Here is a 15401-nt window from a genome sequence, read left to right on the forward strand (position 1 = left end):
ATGATGGTGCTGCGGCTTCGACGGCCTATCGGCCTTCAGCCCCGAGCATGGCGTCGATACGCGCAATATTGGCTTCGAGTTCCTTCTTGACCTCGCTTCCTTCGGGGGCGCTGGCCGCCAGCGGCGCCCAGAGGGCGCGGGCCTCCTTGAGCTGCCCCGCGCGGGCGAGCGCCAGCCCGTAGAAATAGCGCGGCGCCGGACCTTCGGGATCGATGGCCATCGACCGGCGATAGGCGAAATCGGCGGCGGGAGACAGCACGCCGCCCGCATGCGCGACCAGCGCATTGCCGAAGCCGAGCCACAGATTGGGATCGTCGGGCGTCTTGCGAAGGCCTGAAAGCAGGACGTTCGCCGCCTCCTTCGTCTTCCCCTGTCGGCCCAGGCCGTCCGACAGCATCAGCCACTGGCCCGCCTGGCCATAGCGTTCGGCAAGGCCCCGGCGCTGTTCGGCCAGTTTCTCGTCGAACGCCGCGCCGCCCTTGTCCGCAGCCTGCCGGGGCGAGCCGGCCAGTCCGGGCCGGCCCTGCCAGGCATAGCCGGCCAGGCCCAGCAACAGCGCGGCGGCGGTGATTTCCCAGGCCGACCTCGGCACCCGGCCGACAAGGACAAGCGCCATGCTCACCAGGACCAGCAAGCCGCCGGCGATGATCCAGCCGGTCATGCCCGCCTCCTCCGCTTGATCCGTCCGCGCAGCAGCAGCAGGCCCAACCCCAGCAGGATCAGCGGCGCGGCCCAGAGCGGCCAGAGGATCGGTTCGGCGGTCGGTTCATAGCTGACCCAATCGCCATAGCGCTCGATCAACCAGGCGCGGATATGCTCAGGCTCCTCCCCCGCCATGATGCGCTCGCGAATCTGGGATCGCATGTCGCCGGCCATGCTGGCATTGCTGTCGGCGATCGACTGGCTCTGGCAGGTGAGGCAGCGGATCGTTTCCATCAGCGCGCGCGCCTTCTTCTCCAGCGCCGGGTCCGCTATCTGGCGGTCGGCATAGGGCGCAGGCGGCAAAGCGGATTGCGCAAGGACGGGCGCGCTCAGCGCCAGCGCCAGCAGAGCGACCAACATCCTCATTGCGCTTTCCTCAGCCGGTCGAGGATCATCGGCACGTCATCCTCGCGAATGTCGCCCACATGCTGATAGGCGATGCGGCCCTTTCCATCGATGATGAAGCTTTCCGGCACGCCCGAAGAACCCATGGCGATCTGCACCTCGCTCCGCGCATCCAGGCCGATGCGGGAATAGGGATTGCCGTATCGCTGGAGGAAGGCGTCGACGTCGGGCCGGGCATCGCGGATGGCGATGGCGTCGATCTCCACCCCGGCCTGCTTGAGCGCCAGCAATTGCGGCGCCTCCGCCGCGCAGGGCACGCACCAGCTTGCGAAGATGTTGAGCAGGCGCGGCTTGCCGGTCGCCAGTTGCGAGCTTGCCAGCGGCGGCCGGTCGCTCGCGGCGGCGGGCAGGGCGAAGGCGGGCAGCGGCTTGCCGACCAGCTTCGAACTGATGATCCGGTCGTCCGGGCGCAGCAGCCCGCTCGCGAACAGCCCGAAAAAGCCGAGGAACAGCGCCAAAGGCAGCCAGATCAGCATCTTCCTCATGCAGCGGCCTCCAAGGCCCTGCGCGCCCGCCATTTGAGCAGCCATCCGCGCCGTTCGCGCCCGACCAGCGCCAGCGCGCCGCCCAGGGCGATCAGGAAGCCGCCCAGCCAGATCAGCGTCACAAAGGGCTTCCACCAGATGCGGAGCTGCCATCGGCCTTCATCCGCTTCCTGCCCCAGCACCACGTAAAGCTGGCCGTTCCAGCGCGTCAGCAGGGCGGCCTCCGTCGTCGTGGTCGGCGGAGAAGCGAAGAAGCGCGACTGCGGATGGATCAGGACCGGCTCGCCGCCATCCCGGCTGGCTTCCATGTCGGCCTGGAGCGCGGTCCAGTTATCGCCCGCCATCGGCAGGATCTGCTTGAATCGAAGCGTCCAGCCCGCCGTCTCCATCGTGTCGCCGGGGCGGGCGGCCACCAGCTTCTCCACCGTGAAGGCCGAATCGCAGGCCATGCCCGCCAGGCTGACCGCGCAGCCCAGATGGGCGATCACCATGCCCCAGGTGAAGAGGGGCGTCCGGCGCAGGTTGCGCTTCCAGAGGGGCGCCACGCTCCCCACCGCGACCGCCAGGGCGATCACCAGCCCAAGGAAGGGCAATATGCCGATCCGTCCCCAGGCCAATGCCGCCAGGGCAAGAAAGACCAATCCCGCCACGACCGCCGGGACAGCCACGCGCCGGGCCACCTCCCGCATCCGGTCGCGCCGCCAGCGGGTGAGCGGCCCCAGGACCATGACGATCATCAATGCCAGCGCAATGGGTCCGGCGATGCGGTCGAAATAAGGGGCGCCTACCGACACCTTGTGCCCGAACGCTTCGGTCAACAGCGGATAGAGCGTGCCGATCAGCACCAGGCCCAATATCACGGACAGCAGCAGGTTGTTGACGACCAGCATGGTTTCCCGGCTGACCAGTTCGAACGGCGCGCCTTCGCGGACCGCGCCCACCCGCCAGCCGAACAGCGCCAGCGCCCCGCCGATATAGATGCCGAGCAACGCCAGGATGAAGGTTCCTCGCTCCGGATCGACGGCAAAGGCATGGACGCTGGTCAGGATGCCCGACCGGACGAGGAAAGTGCCGACCATCGACATGGAGAAGGCGACCACCGCCAGCATCACCGTCCAGGCGCGTAGGGCGTCGCGGGTCGCCAGCACCGTCACGCTGTGCAGCAGCGCCGTCGCCGCCAGCCAGGGCATGAGCGAGGCGTTTTCCACCGGATCCCAGAACCACCAGCCGCCCCAGCCCAGTTCATAATAGGCCCAATAGCTGCCCGCCGTGATGCCGAGCGTCAGCAATATCCACGCCCCCAATACCCAGGGCCGCATGGCGCGGGCAAAGGCCGCGTCGACCTGCCGGGTCAGCAGCGCGCCCACGGCAAAGGAAAAGGCGACGGACAGGCCGACATAGCCGAGGTAAAGCGTCGGCGGGTGGAAGGCGAGACCGGGATCCTGCAACAGCGGGTTAAGCCCCTGCCCGTCCGCCGCCGGAGGATCGATCCGCGCAAAGGGGTTGGAAGCGAAAAGCAGGAAGGCATAGAAGCCGAGGCTGATCGCCGCCTGCCCCCCAAGGGTCGCCATATGCGTCTCGCGCCGCAAGGCCCTTTCGAACAGGGCGACGGCGGTCCCCGCCACGCCCATGACGGTGACCCAAAGCAACATCGACCCCTCATGATTGCCCCAGGTTCCGGCGAATTTGTAGAGCCAGGGCTTCATGGAGTGGCTGTTGGCGGCGACCAGCAGGACCGACATGTCGGATCGCAGGAACAGCGCGATCAGCAGCGCGAAGGCCGCCGCCGTCAGCACCCCTTGCGCCACCGCGACAGGCCGCACGGCGCCGAGCAGTTCGCTCTTGCCCCCCGCCAGCCCAATCGCCGCCAAGGCCAATTGAAGTAACGCCAGCGACGCGGCGAGCCATAATGCGGCCAAGCCCGCTTCAGCGATCATGCGCGCCCCGCTTCACCGATCGGCCTTCATCTTGCGGCTTTTCTCGTCATATTGCATGCCCTCCAACTCGCGCGGCATGTAGCGCTCGTCATGCTTGGCCAGCAAATTGGTCGCCTGGAAGGTGCCCGCGGCGTCGAAGGCCCCCTCCGCGACGACGCCGGAGCCTTCGCGGAACAGGTCGGGCGTGATGCCCTTGAAGTTCGCCGGAACGGTCGCCTTGCCGTCGGTGACGTCGAAACGGACCGTGACGCCGTCGTCGGCGCGCTTCAGGCTGCCCTTGACCACCATGCCGCCCAGCCGGATCGCCTTGCCCGGCTCGACGCCCTTGGCCTTCACGTCATTGGGCGCGTAGAAATAAGCCGCCTCGTCCTTCAGCGCGGACGCGGCCAGCAATCCCGCGCCGATCAGCGCGGCCAGGGCCGCCACGGCCAGGATCAGCCTTTGATGCTTCGCCTTCATGCCCGATCCGCCGATGTCGCGTCCGCCGATGCCCTGCTTTCAGCGCTGCGCATCGCGCGCCAACTGAACAGGCTGATGAGGCCGGTGCCCAGGAAGGTCAGCGCATAGGCGCCGATGACGAAAGCCCACTGGTTCATGTCCTCACCCCCGCGCCAGCCTTTGCATGCGCGCTTCGATCTTGTTCCGCGCTAATATGGCGCGCATGCGCATCAGCACGATCGCGGCGAAAAGCAAGGTAAATCCGACCAGCGTGAAACCCAGCGGCCAAAGCAGCGCCGCATCGATGCTCGACCCGCGCAGCGTGATGCTGGGCCCCTGATGCAGGCTGTTCCACCACAGGACGGAGCGGTTGATGATCGGGATGTTGATCGCGCCGACCAGCCCGAAAATGGCGGTCACGGGGCTGACCCCGCCATTACCCTGGCGCGCGCTGGCATTGGCGAGCGCGATGTAGCCCAGATAGAGGAAGAACAGGACCAGCATGGATGTCATGCGCCCGTCCCATTCCCACCAGGTTCCCCAGGTCGGGCGTCCCCAGATCGATCCGGTGATGAGGCAGATCGCCGTGAAGAAAGCGCCGGGCATGGCGACGGCCCGTCCCGCGACGGCGGCCAGCGGATGGCGCCAGACAAGCTGCATGAGGGCGGCCAGGGCGATGCCGGTCCATCCCCCCATGCCCAGCCAGGCGGCGGGCACGTGGATGTAGAGGATGCGCACCGTATCGCCCTGAAGATAATCCGCCGGCGTCACGAACAGGCCGCAGCCCGCGCCGGCGAGCAGCAGGATCAACCCCGGCCAGAACAACCAGGCGGTCAACGGCCGGGCAAATTTGAGGAAGCGTGCGGGATTGGCGAAACGATGCATGAGAAGAGGCTATTAGCCTTCCCAATGGCTCAAGGCCAGTAGGCCTTTTTCCCAATTTGGTCGCCGGAAAACAGCGGCTGGTCAGCGCCATGTCCCTTTTTTGTGACGGGCAGGCGACAAATCTTCCCCGAGGCACTATATGCGCGCAAAAGCCGCCCCGTTGGGTGCGGACAGGATCGGCAGTGGACCATCAAAAACCCATGTTTACGACCAACCCGTTCGACGACGACAAACTGCGTGAGGAATGCGGCATTTTCGGCGTCTTCAACGCTGAAACCGCCTCCGCCATGGTGGCCCTTGGCCTTCACGCGCTCCAGCATCGCGGCCAGGAAGCCGCGGGCATCACCAGTTGGGACGGCCATGACTTCCACACCCACCGGGCGATGGGACATGTGGCCGGGAATTTCGACCGCGACGAGGTGATTCGGGGCCTTCCCGGCACCGCCGCCTGCGGCCATGTCCGCTATTCCACCACGGGCGAGACATCGCTGCGCAATGTCCAGCCGCTTTATGCGGAACTGAGTTCGGGCGGTTTCGCCGTCGCGCATAACGGCAACATCTCCAACGCGATGAAGCTGCGCCGGGAACTGATCCGCCGCGGTTCCATCTTCCAGTCGACGTCGGACACCGAAGTCATCATCCACCTGGTCGCCACGTCCACCTACCGCACCCTGCTCGACAAGTTCATCGACGCGCTGAAGCAGGTCGAGGGCGCCTATTCGCTGATCGTCATGACGCCCGAAGGCATGGTCGCCTGCCGCGATCCGCTGGGCATCCGGCCGCTGGTGATGGGCAAGCTGGGCGATTCGATCATCTTCGCGTCGGAAACCGTCGCCTTCGACGTGGTCGGCGCGGAACATGTTCGTTCGATAGAGCCGGGCGAACTGGTCATCGTCACCCATGACGGCGAAGTGCGCAGCCACCGCCCCTTCGGCGAGACGCACGCCCGCCCCTGCATCTTCGAACATGTCTATTTCAGCCGTCCCGATTCGGTGGTCGACGGCTCCAGCGTCTATTCGGTGCGCAAGGCCATCGGCGCGCAACTCGCCATCGAAAACCCGGTCGAGGCGGACTTCGTCATTCCCGTGCCCGACAGCGGCGTTCCGGCAGCCATCGGCTATGCCCAGCAATCGGGCATTCCCTTCGAACTGGGCATCATCCGCTCGCACTATATCGGCCGCACCTTCATCCAGCCGGGCGACAAGGTCCGCCATCTGGGGGTGAAGCTGAAGCATAACGCCAATCGCGCCCTGATAGAGGGCAAGCGCATCGTCCTGATCGACGATTCCATCGTCCGCGGCACGACTTCCCTCAAGATCGTGCAGATGATGCGCGAAGCGGGCGCCAAGGAAGTGCATATGCGCATCGCCAGCCCGCCGACCCGGCATAGCTGCTTCTACGGCGTCGACACGCCGGAACGGACCAAGCTGCTGGCGCATCGGCTGGACATTGGCGGGATGCAGGACTTCATCCATGCCGACAGCCTGTCCTTCATCTCCATCGACGGCCTGTACAAGGCGTTGGGAGAGGCGAAGCGGGCCGACATCCGGCCGCAATATTGCGACGCCTGCTTCACCGGCGACTACCCCACCACGCTGACCGACCAGGACGAAGCGGTGGTGCAGAACCAGCTCGAACTGCTGGCCGAGCGGGTGGTCTGAACGCCTTTCCTGTTGCCAGTCGGACGGCCCGACGCCTTGCGGCCTCGGGCTCGTTCCTTCCTGACCCCATGAGGGATATTCATGTCGACTGAACCTCTTTCCGGTAAGCTCGCCCTCGTCACCGGAGCGAGCCGCGGCATCGGCGCCGCCACGGCGGAAGCGCTGGCGGCCGCTGGCGCCCATGTCATCCTGACCGCCCGCACCACCGGCGGGCTGGAAGAAGTGGAGGATCGCATTCATGAGGCTGGCGGCCATGCGACTATCGCGCCGCTGGACCTGATCGACGGCGAAAGCATCGGGCGGCTGGCCCATGCCATTTCGGGCCGCTGGCAGGCGCTGGACATATTGGTGCTGAACGCGGCGACGCTGGGCAGCCTGGCCTCGGTTCCGGCCATCGACGCCAAGGAATTCGCCCGGTTGCTGACGCTCAACGTGGCCGCGCCGCAGGCTCTGATCGCCGCGTTCGACGGCATGCTGCGGGCGAGCGGCGATGCGCGGGTGGTGGCGATCACCTCCTCGGTCGGCGCGCAGCCGCGGGCTTATTGGGGCGCTTATGGCGCTTCCAAGGCGGCGCTGGAAACGCTGGTCGGCGCCTATGGCGAGGAAGTGAAGAACATCTCCGCCATCCGCACCCATATCGTCGATCCCGGCGCGACGCGCACCGCCATGCGCGCGCGGGCCTTTCCGGGGGAAGACCCGGCGACGCTCAAGGAGCCGGCTGTCGTGGGCCGGGCGATCCTCGATCTGGTGATTGCCGACACGCCTGACGGATACCGGGCGCGAATCGATTAGAGGCCAAGCCTTGGACAGGACTGGAGTTGGCCATCCAAGCATTCCCCTCCCGTAAACGGGAGGGGTTAGGGGTGGGCGCGAGCGGAGCGAGCTTCTGACTTGGCCGTTGCAAAACAACGCTGATGTCGCGCCAGCCCACCCCCTAACCCCCTCCCGCTTGCGGGAGGGGGGATGTCCGCTAACCACCCGCTGCGGCCACTGGCCAAACCGAATTCCTCCTGCGCTAAGCCGGCTTCACCAGCGTAACCTGCGCCACATCAATCGTGCCGCCGCGAAACCCGCCTTCGCAATACATCAGATAATAGCGCCAGAGATCGACGAAATGTTGATCGAAACCGGCTGGCAGCAATCCTTTGTCGACCACCCGGTCGAAGCGCTCCCGCCAACGCCGCAGCGTTTCGGCATAGTGCAGGCCGAAGCGGCGCACATCGCGCCATTCCAGGCCCCTCGCTTCGGCTAGCGCCCGAAAGCGGCTTTCCGAAATCAGCATGCCTCCGGGGAAGATATAGGTCTGGATGAAATCCGTCCCCTGGGCATAGCCTTCGAAGATGGCGTCATCGATCAATATATATTGGATCGCCGCCCGCCCGCCCGGTTTGAGCAGGCGCTCGATCGCCTCGACATAGGCCGGCCAGTAGCGTTCTCCCACCGCCTCCACCATCTCCACGCTGGCGATGGCGTCATATTGCCCCTGGGCGTCGCGATAATCCTGCAGGATTATGTTCGCGCCCGATCCCAGCCGGTCACGGGCGTAATGCGCCTGCTCGACCGAGAGGGTCAGCCCGTCATAGCGTATCGGGCAGCGGGCCATCGCCTGTTCGGCCAATCCGCCCCAGCCGCAGCCGATCTCCAGCAGCGAATCGCCCTCGCCAAGGTCGAGCCGGTCGAGAATGGCGTCGACCTTCCGCTGCTGCGCCCGCTCCAGGCTTTCGATCCGGTCGTCGGGGTCGCGGAACAGGCCGCTGGAATAATGCATGCCCTTGTCGAGCCATAGTTGATAGAAATCATTTCCCAGATCGTAATGATAGGCGATGTTGCGCCGCGAACCGCTGCGGCTGTTGCGGCGCGCCCAATGGATCGCCCGGCCGATCCAGCGCGTCGGGCCGTGCGGCCGGGCGACATTGCCCAGGCTGGCGGCATTGGCCATGAAGAGGGCGAACAGCGGAACCGGATCGGGACTGGTCCACTCCCCCCGCGCCCAGGCCCGATACCAGCCCGCCGATCCCCCCGCGATCAACCGAAGCAGCGCCCGCCAGCGCAGCAGATGAACCTCGCATTCCGGCCCCGCCGCCCGACCGCCCAGCAAGCGGCGCCCGCCATCCGGCAGGATGGCGAGCAAAGACCCTCGCTCCAGTCCCAGGTCGATGCGGTCGAGCAATATATGGAACTGCCGGGCGGCGACGCGATCCGGCCAGCCGCGATTGGGGCGATCCAGCGGCCGCCTGACCGGCACTGCCGCCCGGCCGCGACGGGGTTCAATGACGTTCATGCCGTCATCCTGCCCGATGGTTTATCGCGCCGCAATCATGGCTTATCCGGCGCCACGCGGCGAGAGCCCGTTCCCGACCTTCCCGATGGTCGATGCACTTGGCCGGATAATCGGCCGGGCGCGCGTCGTGCGCTTCGGGGTCGTGGATGACGTCGTCGTTCAGATGCGCCAGTTCCGGCACCCATTTCCGGATATAGTCGGCGGCCTCGAACTTTTCCGACTGGGTCAGGGGCGCCATGATCCGCGAGAAGATATTGGCATCCACGCCGCTGCCCGCGACCCATTGCCAGTTGACGCTGTTATTGGCGTAGCTCGCATCGACCAGCGTATCCCAGAACCAGCGCGCCCCATGCCGCCAATCGATCAGCAGATGCTTGATCAGGAAGCTGGCCGCGATCATGCGCACCCGATTGTGCATCCAGCCCGTCGTCCAGAGCTGCCGCATGCCGGCATCGACGATGGGATAGCCCGTGCGCCCGGTCTTCCACGCCGTGAAATCGACCCCTGCCTCGCGAAGGTCGCGCCAGGGCATGGCGTCGAAGGCCGGCCGCGCATTTTCCGATCCATAGGCAGGCATGGCCCATATCTGCGTATGGGCATAGTCGCGCCAGATCAGTTCCTTGAGGAAGGTCGTCGCGTTGCCGGGCGCTCCGGCGACCTGGCGCCAGACCTGGGCCGGGGAAACCTCCCCGAAATGAAGGTGCGGCGACAGGCGAGAGCTTCCCTCCCGCGACGGCAGGTTCCTGGCCCTGTCATAGTCGGCCGCCTCGTCCAGAAAGGCGGCGACGTTGGCCCGAGCCCCCGCCTCCCCCGGAGTCCAGTCGCGGGAAAAGGCCGCCGCCCAATCCGGCGCGGTCGGCAAAAGCCCCCACCGATCCAGCGAATCGCCCTTCGGCCATTGCCCCGGCGCGTCGATGCGCGAAGGGGCGCGGACCGGCTCGGCCGGCGGCATATGATCCATAACGGCGCGGGCGAAGGGCGTGTAGATCCTATAGCTGTTTCCTCCGCCCGTCCGCACCGCGCCGGGCGGCAGCAACAACGCGCCGTCATGCAGGCAAAGGTCCAGCCTCTTGCCAAGCGCCTTTTCCGCATTGCGCCACCAGGGTTCGTAATGATGCAGCGCGTGAACGCGCCTCGCGCCCGTTTCCTCGGCGATCTGGACGATCTGGTCGACGCAGTTTCCCTGCCTCAGCACCAGGCGCGATCCCTTCTTCCGAAGATCGTCGTCCAGGCTCCTGAGGCTGTGGTGCAGCCACCAGCGCGAGGCCCCGCCCATCTTCCATTGGCGCGGCGCCTGATCGTCCAGCACATAGAGGGGGATCACCGGCCCTTCCTGCACGGCGGCGCCCAGCGCGGCCTGATCGGCAAGGCGCAGATCCTGGCGAAACCAGAGGAGTACGGGGTCCGACATGCGACCGGGCATGCCATGGGCCGACCGATGTTCCAAGTCCCCGCCCATTTGAAGCGATGCGGAGCACAAATCGCCGCGTCCGGATTTTTCCGCCATGGACGCGCGGCTCCGCGCCGCTTATTCTTGCACTGCACAAAGCGACGAGCCGGTAGCCTCCGGCCGGCTTGTCGGGATTAACGACCAGGGACTATGATGGCGTCGATGCCGAATGATTCAGAACTCGCCTACCGGCCATGCGTGGGCATCATGCTCGTCAACATGGAGGGCAAGGTTTTCGTCGGCCAGCGGATCGACAATGCGGTCGAAGCCTGGCAGATGCCGCAGGGGGGCATTGACGACGGCGAAGACATGAAGGCCGCCGCCCTGCGCGAACTGAACGAGGAAACCGGCATCCTTCGCGAGCATGTGGAGATCATCGCCAAGGCGCGGGAAGAGCATTTCTACGACCTGCCGCCGGAACTGATCGGCAAGCTGTGGGGCGGCAAATATCGCGGCCAGCGGCAATATTGGTTCCTCGCGCGCTTTCTGGGGGCGGACGAGGACATCGACATCCAGACCACGCACCCGGAATTCCGCGAATGGAAATGGACCGATCCGGAAAGCCTGCCTGACCTGATCGTGCCGTTCAAGCGCAAGCTGTATCGGGATATTCTCCAGGAATTCAGGGATTTGATCTGAAAACAAGGGTTAAAATCGACCGCCATGCCGGTATGAGAAGGCGCATGCGTTACTGGCTGGCCCTTGTTTCCTTCTTCCTCTCCACCCCGGCGCTTGCCGATTATCCCGTGCTCCTGCCGCCATCGGTGCGCGAAATGCTGGAAGCGGCCATCGCCAACGGCAATGAGACCGAGATCGCGACCGTCGCCAAGATCGCCAAGCAGACCAATCCCGGGTCCGCCGACGAGATCCAGCGCATGGTCAACAGTTGGAAGGAACGGACCAGGACCACGCGGGAAACCGTGATCCGCGAAGCGCGCTTCACGGAATTGTGGACCGGCAAGATCGAAGCCGGCGGGTTCCGCTCCACCGGCTCGACCAGCGAAATCGGCATCAGCGCCAGCGCCGCGGTCAAGCGCAGCGGCATCCAATGGTCGCACAAGCTGGCCGCCAGCGTCGATTACCGGCGCGCCAACGGCGTGACCTCGCGCGAGCGCTACACCGCCAGCTATGAGCCGCGCTACGAATTCGATCCCAGGGGCTTCGCCTATGGGCTGACGCAGTTCGAGCGGGATACGTCGATCGGCTATGACGCGCGCTACACCGCCTCGGCCGGCATCGGTTACAAGCTGATCGTCAGCGATCCGGTCGACCTCTCGCTGGATGCCGGTCCTTCGATCCGCCATGCCGAATATGTGACCGGCGAGCAGGAGACCAAATTGGGCGCCCGCGCGTCCATGGACCTTGCCTGGCGGCTGACCCCCGCGCTGACCTTCAGGCAAACCGCCTCCGGCTATGCGGAAAGCGACGTCTATACGCTGAATTCGTTGACCTCGCTGGTGACGAAGGTGGGGACGCGCTGGTCGGCGGCCTTTTCCTACAATGTGCAGTATGAATCGGAAACGCTGCTGTCGGCACGCGACTCCGACACGATGAGCCGCCTGACCCTCACCTATGATTTCTAGGCCGTAAGCTCATAATGGCGACTTTAGGAGCCGGGGGTGGAGGCGCGCCTTCCGCTCTGATAGGGTCGCCAGAATGAGAGGCATTTCGTCGTTCGAACGGAGCGTCATGGAAAGCGCCGCAGACGCGCCCATGCTCGCCCAGACTGAAAAATGGGCGGCGGTGAACAGCGGGTCGCGCAATCTTCCCGGTCTTGCCGCCATGGCCGCCATGCTTGCGGACGCCTTTGCCGGCCTGCCGGGCGCGATGTCCCTTGTCGATCCCGCGCCGGTCAAGACGGTCCGGCCGGACGGGCGTCTGGCAATGGTCGCGCATGGCAGCCACCTGCGCCTATCGGTCAGGCCGGAGGCTCCGGTGCAGATCCTGCTCACCGGCCATATGGATACGGTCTTCCCGGCCGACCACGGCTTTCAGGCGCTGCGATGGATCGATCCGGCAACGCTGAACGGACCGGGCGTCGCGGACATGAAGGGCGGGCTGGCCGTCATGCTGGCGGCCCTGCGCGCCCTGGAAACCGCACCGAACGCAAGGCGGCTGGGCTATGACGTCATCATCAACAGCGATGAGGAGGTCGGCAGCCCCTCCTCCGCGGCGCTGTTCAGGCAAGTCGCGACGGGCAAGATCGCGGCCTTCACCTATGAACCGGCGCTGCCCGACGGCACGCTGGCGGGCGCCCGCGCCGGCAGCGGCAATTTCGCCGTCATCGTCACCGGACGGAGCGCGCATGCCGGGCGCAATCCGCAGGACGGCCGCAACGCGCTGCTGGCGGCGGCGGACCTCGCGCTGCGGCTGAAGGCGGCGAGCGGCGGCGGCTTTTCCTGCAATCCTTCGCGGATCGAGGGCGGCGGCCCCAATAATGTCGTGCCGGATCACGCCGTCCTCCACGTCAATTTCCGCCCGAAGACCCCCGCCGACGAGCAGGCGGCGGACGAACTGCTGAAGGACGCCATGGCGCGGGTCGCGCAGGAGCATGAGGTGACGCTCCACCGGCATGGCGGCTTCGGCCGCCCGCCCAAGCCGATGGATGCGCGGGCGGAAGCGTTGTTCGGGTTCGTGCGGCAATGCGGCGCGGATCTGGGCCTTTCCATCGCCTGGCGGGATACCGGCGGGGTGTGCGACGGCAACAACATCGCGGCCTGCGGCGTGCCCGTGGTCGACACAATGGGCGTGCGCGGCGGCAATATCCACAGCGATCTGGAATATCTGGTCGTCGACAGCCTGGCCGAACGGGCGCAATTGTCGGCCCTGGCGCTGCTCCGCATGGCCGAAGGGCGTTTCACGAAGGGGATGAAGGCGTGAGTTTCTTCATGCGCACCGCGCGCGCCGGCGATTTGCAGACCCTTTATGAAATGGCGAAGCTGACCGGGGGCGGGTTCACCAACCTGCCGCCGGACCGGAAGTCGCTGGCCGCCAAGCTGGAGCGGACGGAGCAGGCGCTGGCCCGGCAAGGCGAAGGGGTCGAGGACGAACTGATCGTCATGGTGCTGGAAAACGCCCAGACGGGTCAGGTTCGCGGCACCTGCCAGATTTTCAGCAAGGTCGGGCAAAACTGGCCCTTCTATTCCTATCGGCTGGGCGTTCTCACCCAGCATAGCCGGGAGCTTTCGCGCACCTTCCGGGCGGAGATGCTCTCGCTGGTCACCGATCTGGAGGGGTCGACGGAAGTCGGCGGCCTGTTCCTGCATCCCCGCGAGCGCGCGGAGGGGCTGGGCCTGCTGCTGGCGCGCAGCCGCTATCTCTACATCCGCAACCATCGCGCCCGCTTCGGGGAGCGGATTATCGCGGAACTGCGCGGCGTGATCGACGAGGCGGGCGGTTCCCCCTTCTGGGACGGCCTTGCCGGACGCTTCTTCGGCATGAGCTTTCAGGAAGCGGACGAGTTCAATGCGGTGAACGGCAACCAGTTCATCGCCGACCTGATGCCCAAGACGCCGATCTACACCGCCATGCTGACCGACAGCGCCCGCAGCGTCATCGGCATGCCCCATCCCAATGGCCGCGCCGCGATGCGCATGCTGGAGACGGAGGGCTTCACCAATCCCGGCTATGTCGACATATTCGACGGCGGCCCGACGATGGTGGGGCAGATCGATGCGCTGCGCACCATCGCCCATGCGTCCGACGCGGTGCTGACCGCCGTGCACGAGAAGGGCGGAGACAAGATGCTGGTGACCACCGGGCGGCTCGCCGATTTCCGCTGCACCTATGCCTTTGCGATCGAGCGGGAGGATGGCGGCGTCTCGCTCGACCGGGCCTCGGCGCAATTACTGGGGCTGGAGCCGGGACAGACATTCACCATGGCGGAACGGGCATGACCGCGAGGGAGATCAATTTCGACGGCCTGATCGGCCCCAGCCACAATTATGCGGGCCTCAGCCTGGGCAATCTAGCGTCGGCGCGCAATGCGGGCGCCATATCCAATCCCAGGGCGGCAGCGTTGCAGGGGATCGAGAAGATGCGGTCCAACCTGCGCCTGGGACTGGCGCAGGGGCTGTTCCTGCCCCAATGGCGGCCCGACGGCACGTGGCTGGCGGCGCTCGGCACCGATGTCGGCAATGCGGAGGCGCATATCCGCGCGGCGGCCATGTCGGCCTCCTCCATGTGGGCGGCCAATGCAGCGACCGTCTCGCCCGCGCCCGACACGGCGGACAGGCGCACGCATCTGACGGTCGCCAATCTCGTCACCATGGCGCATCGCAGCCATGAATGGCCGCAGACGCTCGCCCAATTGCGCCTCGCCTTTTCCGACCGCACCGCCTTTGCCGTGCATGGCCCCATTCCCGCCCCCTTTGGCGATGAGGGCGCGGCCAATCATATGCGCCTGTGCGATCATCATGGCGAGGCGGGCGTCGAGGTGTTCGTCTACGGCCAGTCGGGCGGCCCCTTCCCCGCCCGCCAGCATGTCGAGGCGAGCAAGGCCGTCGCCCGGCTGCACCGGCTTGACCCGGATCGCACGCTGTTCGTCATGCAGTCGGAGGAAGCGATCGCAGCAGGCGCCTTCCACAATGACGTGGTCGCCGTCGCCAATGAGCGCGTGCTTTTCACCCATGAACAGGCCTTTGCCGACAAGGAGCGCTTCTACGCCGATCTGCGCGCCAGGCTGCCGTCGGTGGAGATCGTCGAGGTTCCCGCCAGCGCCATCAGCCTGTCCGACGCGATCCGCAGCTATATCTTCAACGCCCAGCTCGTGACCTTGCCGGATGGCATTATGGCGCTGGTCCTGCCGACAGAGGCGCGGGACATGCCCGACATATGGTCGTGGCTGGAAAAGATGGTCGCGGGCAACGGCCCGATCCGGAAGCTGGTTCCGGTCGATGTGCGCCAGTCCATGGCCAATGGCGGCGGTCCCGCCTGCCTGCGGCTGCGCGTGGTGGCCGATCCGGCCAATATCGATCCGCGCTTCCTGGTTGACGAGGCGAAGCTGGACGGCATTGCCGACATCGTCCGAAATTATTGGCCCGAAGCCATAGCGCCGGACGATCTGGCCGACACCCGTCTGATCGCCCGCATCGAACAATCATGGTTAACGCTTGTTGACCATTTGCAGCTTTCGGGCGATTTGATTCCCTGACGGCA

Annotated in this window: 16 protein-coding genes; 7 read left to right on the forward strand and 9 right to left on the reverse strand. The window is 65.9% G+C overall.

The genetic code is table 11. The annotated features are described in order from the left end of the window. Positions 1–25: 25 nt before the first annotated feature. Genes Sj15T_RS04530 through ccmC form a run of 7 tightly spaced genes read right to left on the reverse strand, consistent with a single transcriptional unit; the run spans position 26 to position 4852 of the window. The gene (locus Sj15T_RS04530) at positions 26–661 is read right to left on the reverse strand and encodes a cytochrome c biosynthesis protein (RefSeq protein ID WP_013040069.1); all 636 of its coding nucleotides are present in this window, start codon (positions 659–661) and stop codon (positions 26–28) included. Beyond that, a complete protein-coding gene (locus tag Sj15T_RS04535) occupies positions 658–1068 on the reverse strand; it encodes a cytochrome c-type biogenesis protein (RefSeq protein WP_007685764.1) in 411 nt (136 codons plus the stop codon). The genes Sj15T_RS04530 and Sj15T_RS04535 overlap by 4 nt, the downstream gene beginning before the upstream one ends. After that, positions 1065–1592 carry a redoxin family protein gene (locus Sj15T_RS04540; protein ID WP_013040070.1) on the reverse strand — a complete coding sequence of 176 codons (528 nt, stop codon included), beginning with the start codon at positions 1590–1592 and terminating at the stop codon, positions 1065–1067. Before Sj15T_RS04540 ends, Sj15T_RS04535 begins: the two co-directional genes overlap by 4 nt. After that, entirely contained in the window at positions 1589–3529 is a 1941-nt protein-coding gene (locus Sj15T_RS04545; RefSeq protein WP_013040071.1) for a heme lyase CcmF/NrfE family subunit, read from the reverse strand. Before Sj15T_RS04545 ends, Sj15T_RS04540 begins: the two co-directional genes overlap by 4 nt. 12 nt (positions 3530–3541) lie before the next feature. Then, positions 3542–3988, reverse strand: a complete 447-nt coding sequence (gene ccmE, locus Sj15T_RS04550; protein ID WP_013040072.1) for a cytochrome c maturation protein CcmE — start codon at positions 3986–3988, stop codon at positions 3542–3544. After that, a complete protein-coding gene (locus Sj15T_RS04555) occupies positions 3985–4125 on the reverse strand; it encodes a hypothetical protein (RefSeq protein WP_013040073.1) in 141 nt (46 codons plus the stop codon). The genes ccmE and Sj15T_RS04555 overlap by 4 nt, the downstream gene beginning before the upstream one ends. A gap of 4 nt (positions 4126–4129) precedes the next feature. Beyond that, positions 4130–4852 carry a heme ABC transporter permease CcmC gene (gene ccmC / locus Sj15T_RS04560; RefSeq protein WP_013040074.1) on the reverse strand — a complete coding sequence of 241 codons (723 nt, stop codon included), beginning with the start codon at positions 4850–4852 and terminating at the stop codon, positions 4130–4132. A 200-nt stretch (positions 4853–5052) separates the two neighbouring features. Here ccmC and purF point away from each other — a divergent pair, with 200 nt between their 5' ends. Both purF and Sj15T_RS04570 read left to right on the forward strand, forming a co-directional pair. Further along, a complete protein-coding gene (purF, locus tag Sj15T_RS04565; RefSeq protein WP_007685751.1) occupies positions 5053–6513 on the forward strand; it encodes an amidophosphoribosyltransferase in 1461 nt (486 codons plus the stop codon). An 81-nt stretch (positions 6514–6594) separates the two neighbouring features. Further along, entirely contained in the window at positions 6595–7305 is a 711-nt protein-coding gene (locus tag Sj15T_RS04570) for an SDR family NAD(P)-dependent oxidoreductase (protein ID WP_013040077.1), read from the forward strand. Positions 7306–7528: 223 nt separating this feature from the next. On the opposite strand, the gene Sj15T_RS04575 is transcribed toward Sj15T_RS04570, so the two are convergent. Further along, positions 7529–8794, reverse strand: coding sequence for a cyclopropane-fatty-acyl-phospholipid synthase family protein (locus tag Sj15T_RS04575; protein WP_013040078.1), 1266 nt, complete (start codon positions 8792–8794; stop codon positions 7529–7531). Between the two features lie 4 nt (positions 8795–8798). After that, the gene (locus tag Sj15T_RS04580; protein ID WP_049775150.1) at positions 8799–10205 is read right to left on the reverse strand and encodes a deoxyribodipyrimidine photo-lyase; all 1407 of its coding nucleotides are present in this window, start codon (positions 10203–10205) and stop codon (positions 8799–8801) included. Between the two features lie 192 nt (positions 10206–10397). Between Sj15T_RS04580 and Sj15T_RS04585 the strand changes: the two genes are divergently transcribed. From Sj15T_RS04585 to Sj15T_RS04605, 5 genes are all read left to right on the forward strand, one after another. Further along, complete coding sequence (locus Sj15T_RS04585) at positions 10398–10883, forward strand: RNA pyrophosphohydrolase (RefSeq protein ID WP_025771997.1); 486 nt, start codon at positions 10398–10400, stop codon at positions 10881–10883. Between the two features lie 44 nt (positions 10884–10927). Next, complete coding sequence (locus Sj15T_RS04590) at positions 10928–11827, forward strand: DUF481 domain-containing protein (RefSeq protein ID WP_007685746.1); 900 nt, start codon at positions 10928–10930, stop codon at positions 11825–11827. A 73-nt stretch (positions 11828–11900) separates the two neighbouring features. Further along, a complete protein-coding gene (locus Sj15T_RS04595) occupies positions 11901–13124 on the forward strand; it encodes a hydrolase (protein WP_013040080.1) in 1224 nt (407 codons plus the stop codon). After that, the gene (locus Sj15T_RS04600) at positions 13121–14140 is read left to right on the forward strand and encodes an arginine N-succinyltransferase (protein WP_013040081.1); all 1020 of its coding nucleotides are present in this window, start codon (positions 13121–13123) and stop codon (positions 14138–14140) included. Before Sj15T_RS04595 ends, Sj15T_RS04600 begins: the two co-directional genes overlap by 4 nt. Continuing rightward, positions 14137–15396: an N-succinylarginine dihydrolase gene (locus Sj15T_RS04605; protein ID WP_013040082.1), complete on the forward strand. Its 1260-nt coding sequence runs from the start codon at positions 14137–14139 to the stop codon at positions 15394–15396. Before Sj15T_RS04600 ends, Sj15T_RS04605 begins: the two co-directional genes overlap by 4 nt. Positions 15397–15401: the final 5 nt, after the last annotated feature.

It is taken from the genome of Sphingobium sp. TA15 (assembly GCF_037101235.1).
Classification (GTDB): Bacteria; Pseudomonadota; Alphaproteobacteria; order Sphingomonadales; family Sphingomonadaceae; genus Sphingobium; species Sphingobium indicum.

Bases quoted from the DNA above. Each gene is read 5' to 3' on its own strand.
- Sj15T_RS04605 (WP_013040082.1), top strand. From the start codon at position 14,137: ATGACCGCGAGGGAGATCAATTTCGACGGCCTGATCGGCCCCAGCCAC.
- Sj15T_RS04590 (WP_007685746.1), top strand. From the start codon at position 10,928: ATGCGTTACTGGCTGGCCCTTGTTTCCTTCTTCCTCTCCACCCCGGCG.
- Sj15T_RS04535 (WP_007685764.1), bottom strand. From the start codon at position 1,068: ATGAGGATGTTGGTCGCTCTGCTGGCGCTGGCGCTGAGCGCGCCCGTC.
- Sj15T_RS04570 (WP_013040077.1), top strand. From the start codon at position 6,595: ATGTCGACTGAACCTCTTTCCGGTAAGCTCGCCCTCGTCACCGGAGCG.
- Sj15T_RS04580 (WP_049775150.1), bottom strand. From the start codon at position 10,205: ATGTCGGACCCCGTACTCCTCTGGTTTCGCCAGGATCTGCGCCTTGCC.
- ccmE (WP_013040072.1), bottom strand. From the start codon at position 3,988: ATGAAGGCGAAGCATCAAAGGCTGATCCTGGCCGTGGCGGCCCTGGCC.
- Sj15T_RS04530 (WP_013040069.1), bottom strand. From the start codon at position 661: ATGACCGGCTGGATCATCGCCGGCGGCTTGCTGGTCCTGGTGAGCATG.
- Sj15T_RS04595 (WP_013040080.1), top strand. From the start codon at position 11,901: ATGAGAGGCATTTCGTCGTTCGAACGGAGCGTCATGGAAAGCGCCGCA.
- Sj15T_RS04555 (WP_013040073.1), bottom strand. From the start codon at position 4,125: ATGAACCAGTGGGCTTTCGTCATCGGCGCCTATGCGCTGACCTTCCTG.
- Sj15T_RS04540 (WP_013040070.1), bottom strand. From the start codon at position 1,592: ATGAGGAAGATGCTGATCTGGCTGCCTTTGGCGCTGTTCCTCGGCTTT.
- Sj15T_RS04545 (WP_013040071.1), bottom strand. From the start codon at position 3,529: ATGATCGCTGAAGCGGGCTTGGCCGCATTATGGCTCGCCGCGTCGCTG.
- ccmC (WP_013040074.1), bottom strand. From the start codon at position 4,852: ATGCATCGTTTCGCCAATCCCGCACGCTTCCTCAAATTTGCCCGGCCG.
- purF (WP_007685751.1), top strand. From the start codon at position 5,053: ATGTTTACGACCAACCCGTTCGACGACGACAAACTGCGTGAGGAATGC.
- Sj15T_RS04575 (WP_013040078.1), bottom strand. From the start codon at position 8,794: ATGAACGTCATTGAACCCCGTCGCGGCCGGGCGGCAGTGCCGGTCAGG.
- Sj15T_RS04585 (WP_025771997.1), top strand. From the start codon at position 10,398: ATGGCGTCGATGCCGAATGATTCAGAACTCGCCTACCGGCCATGCGTG.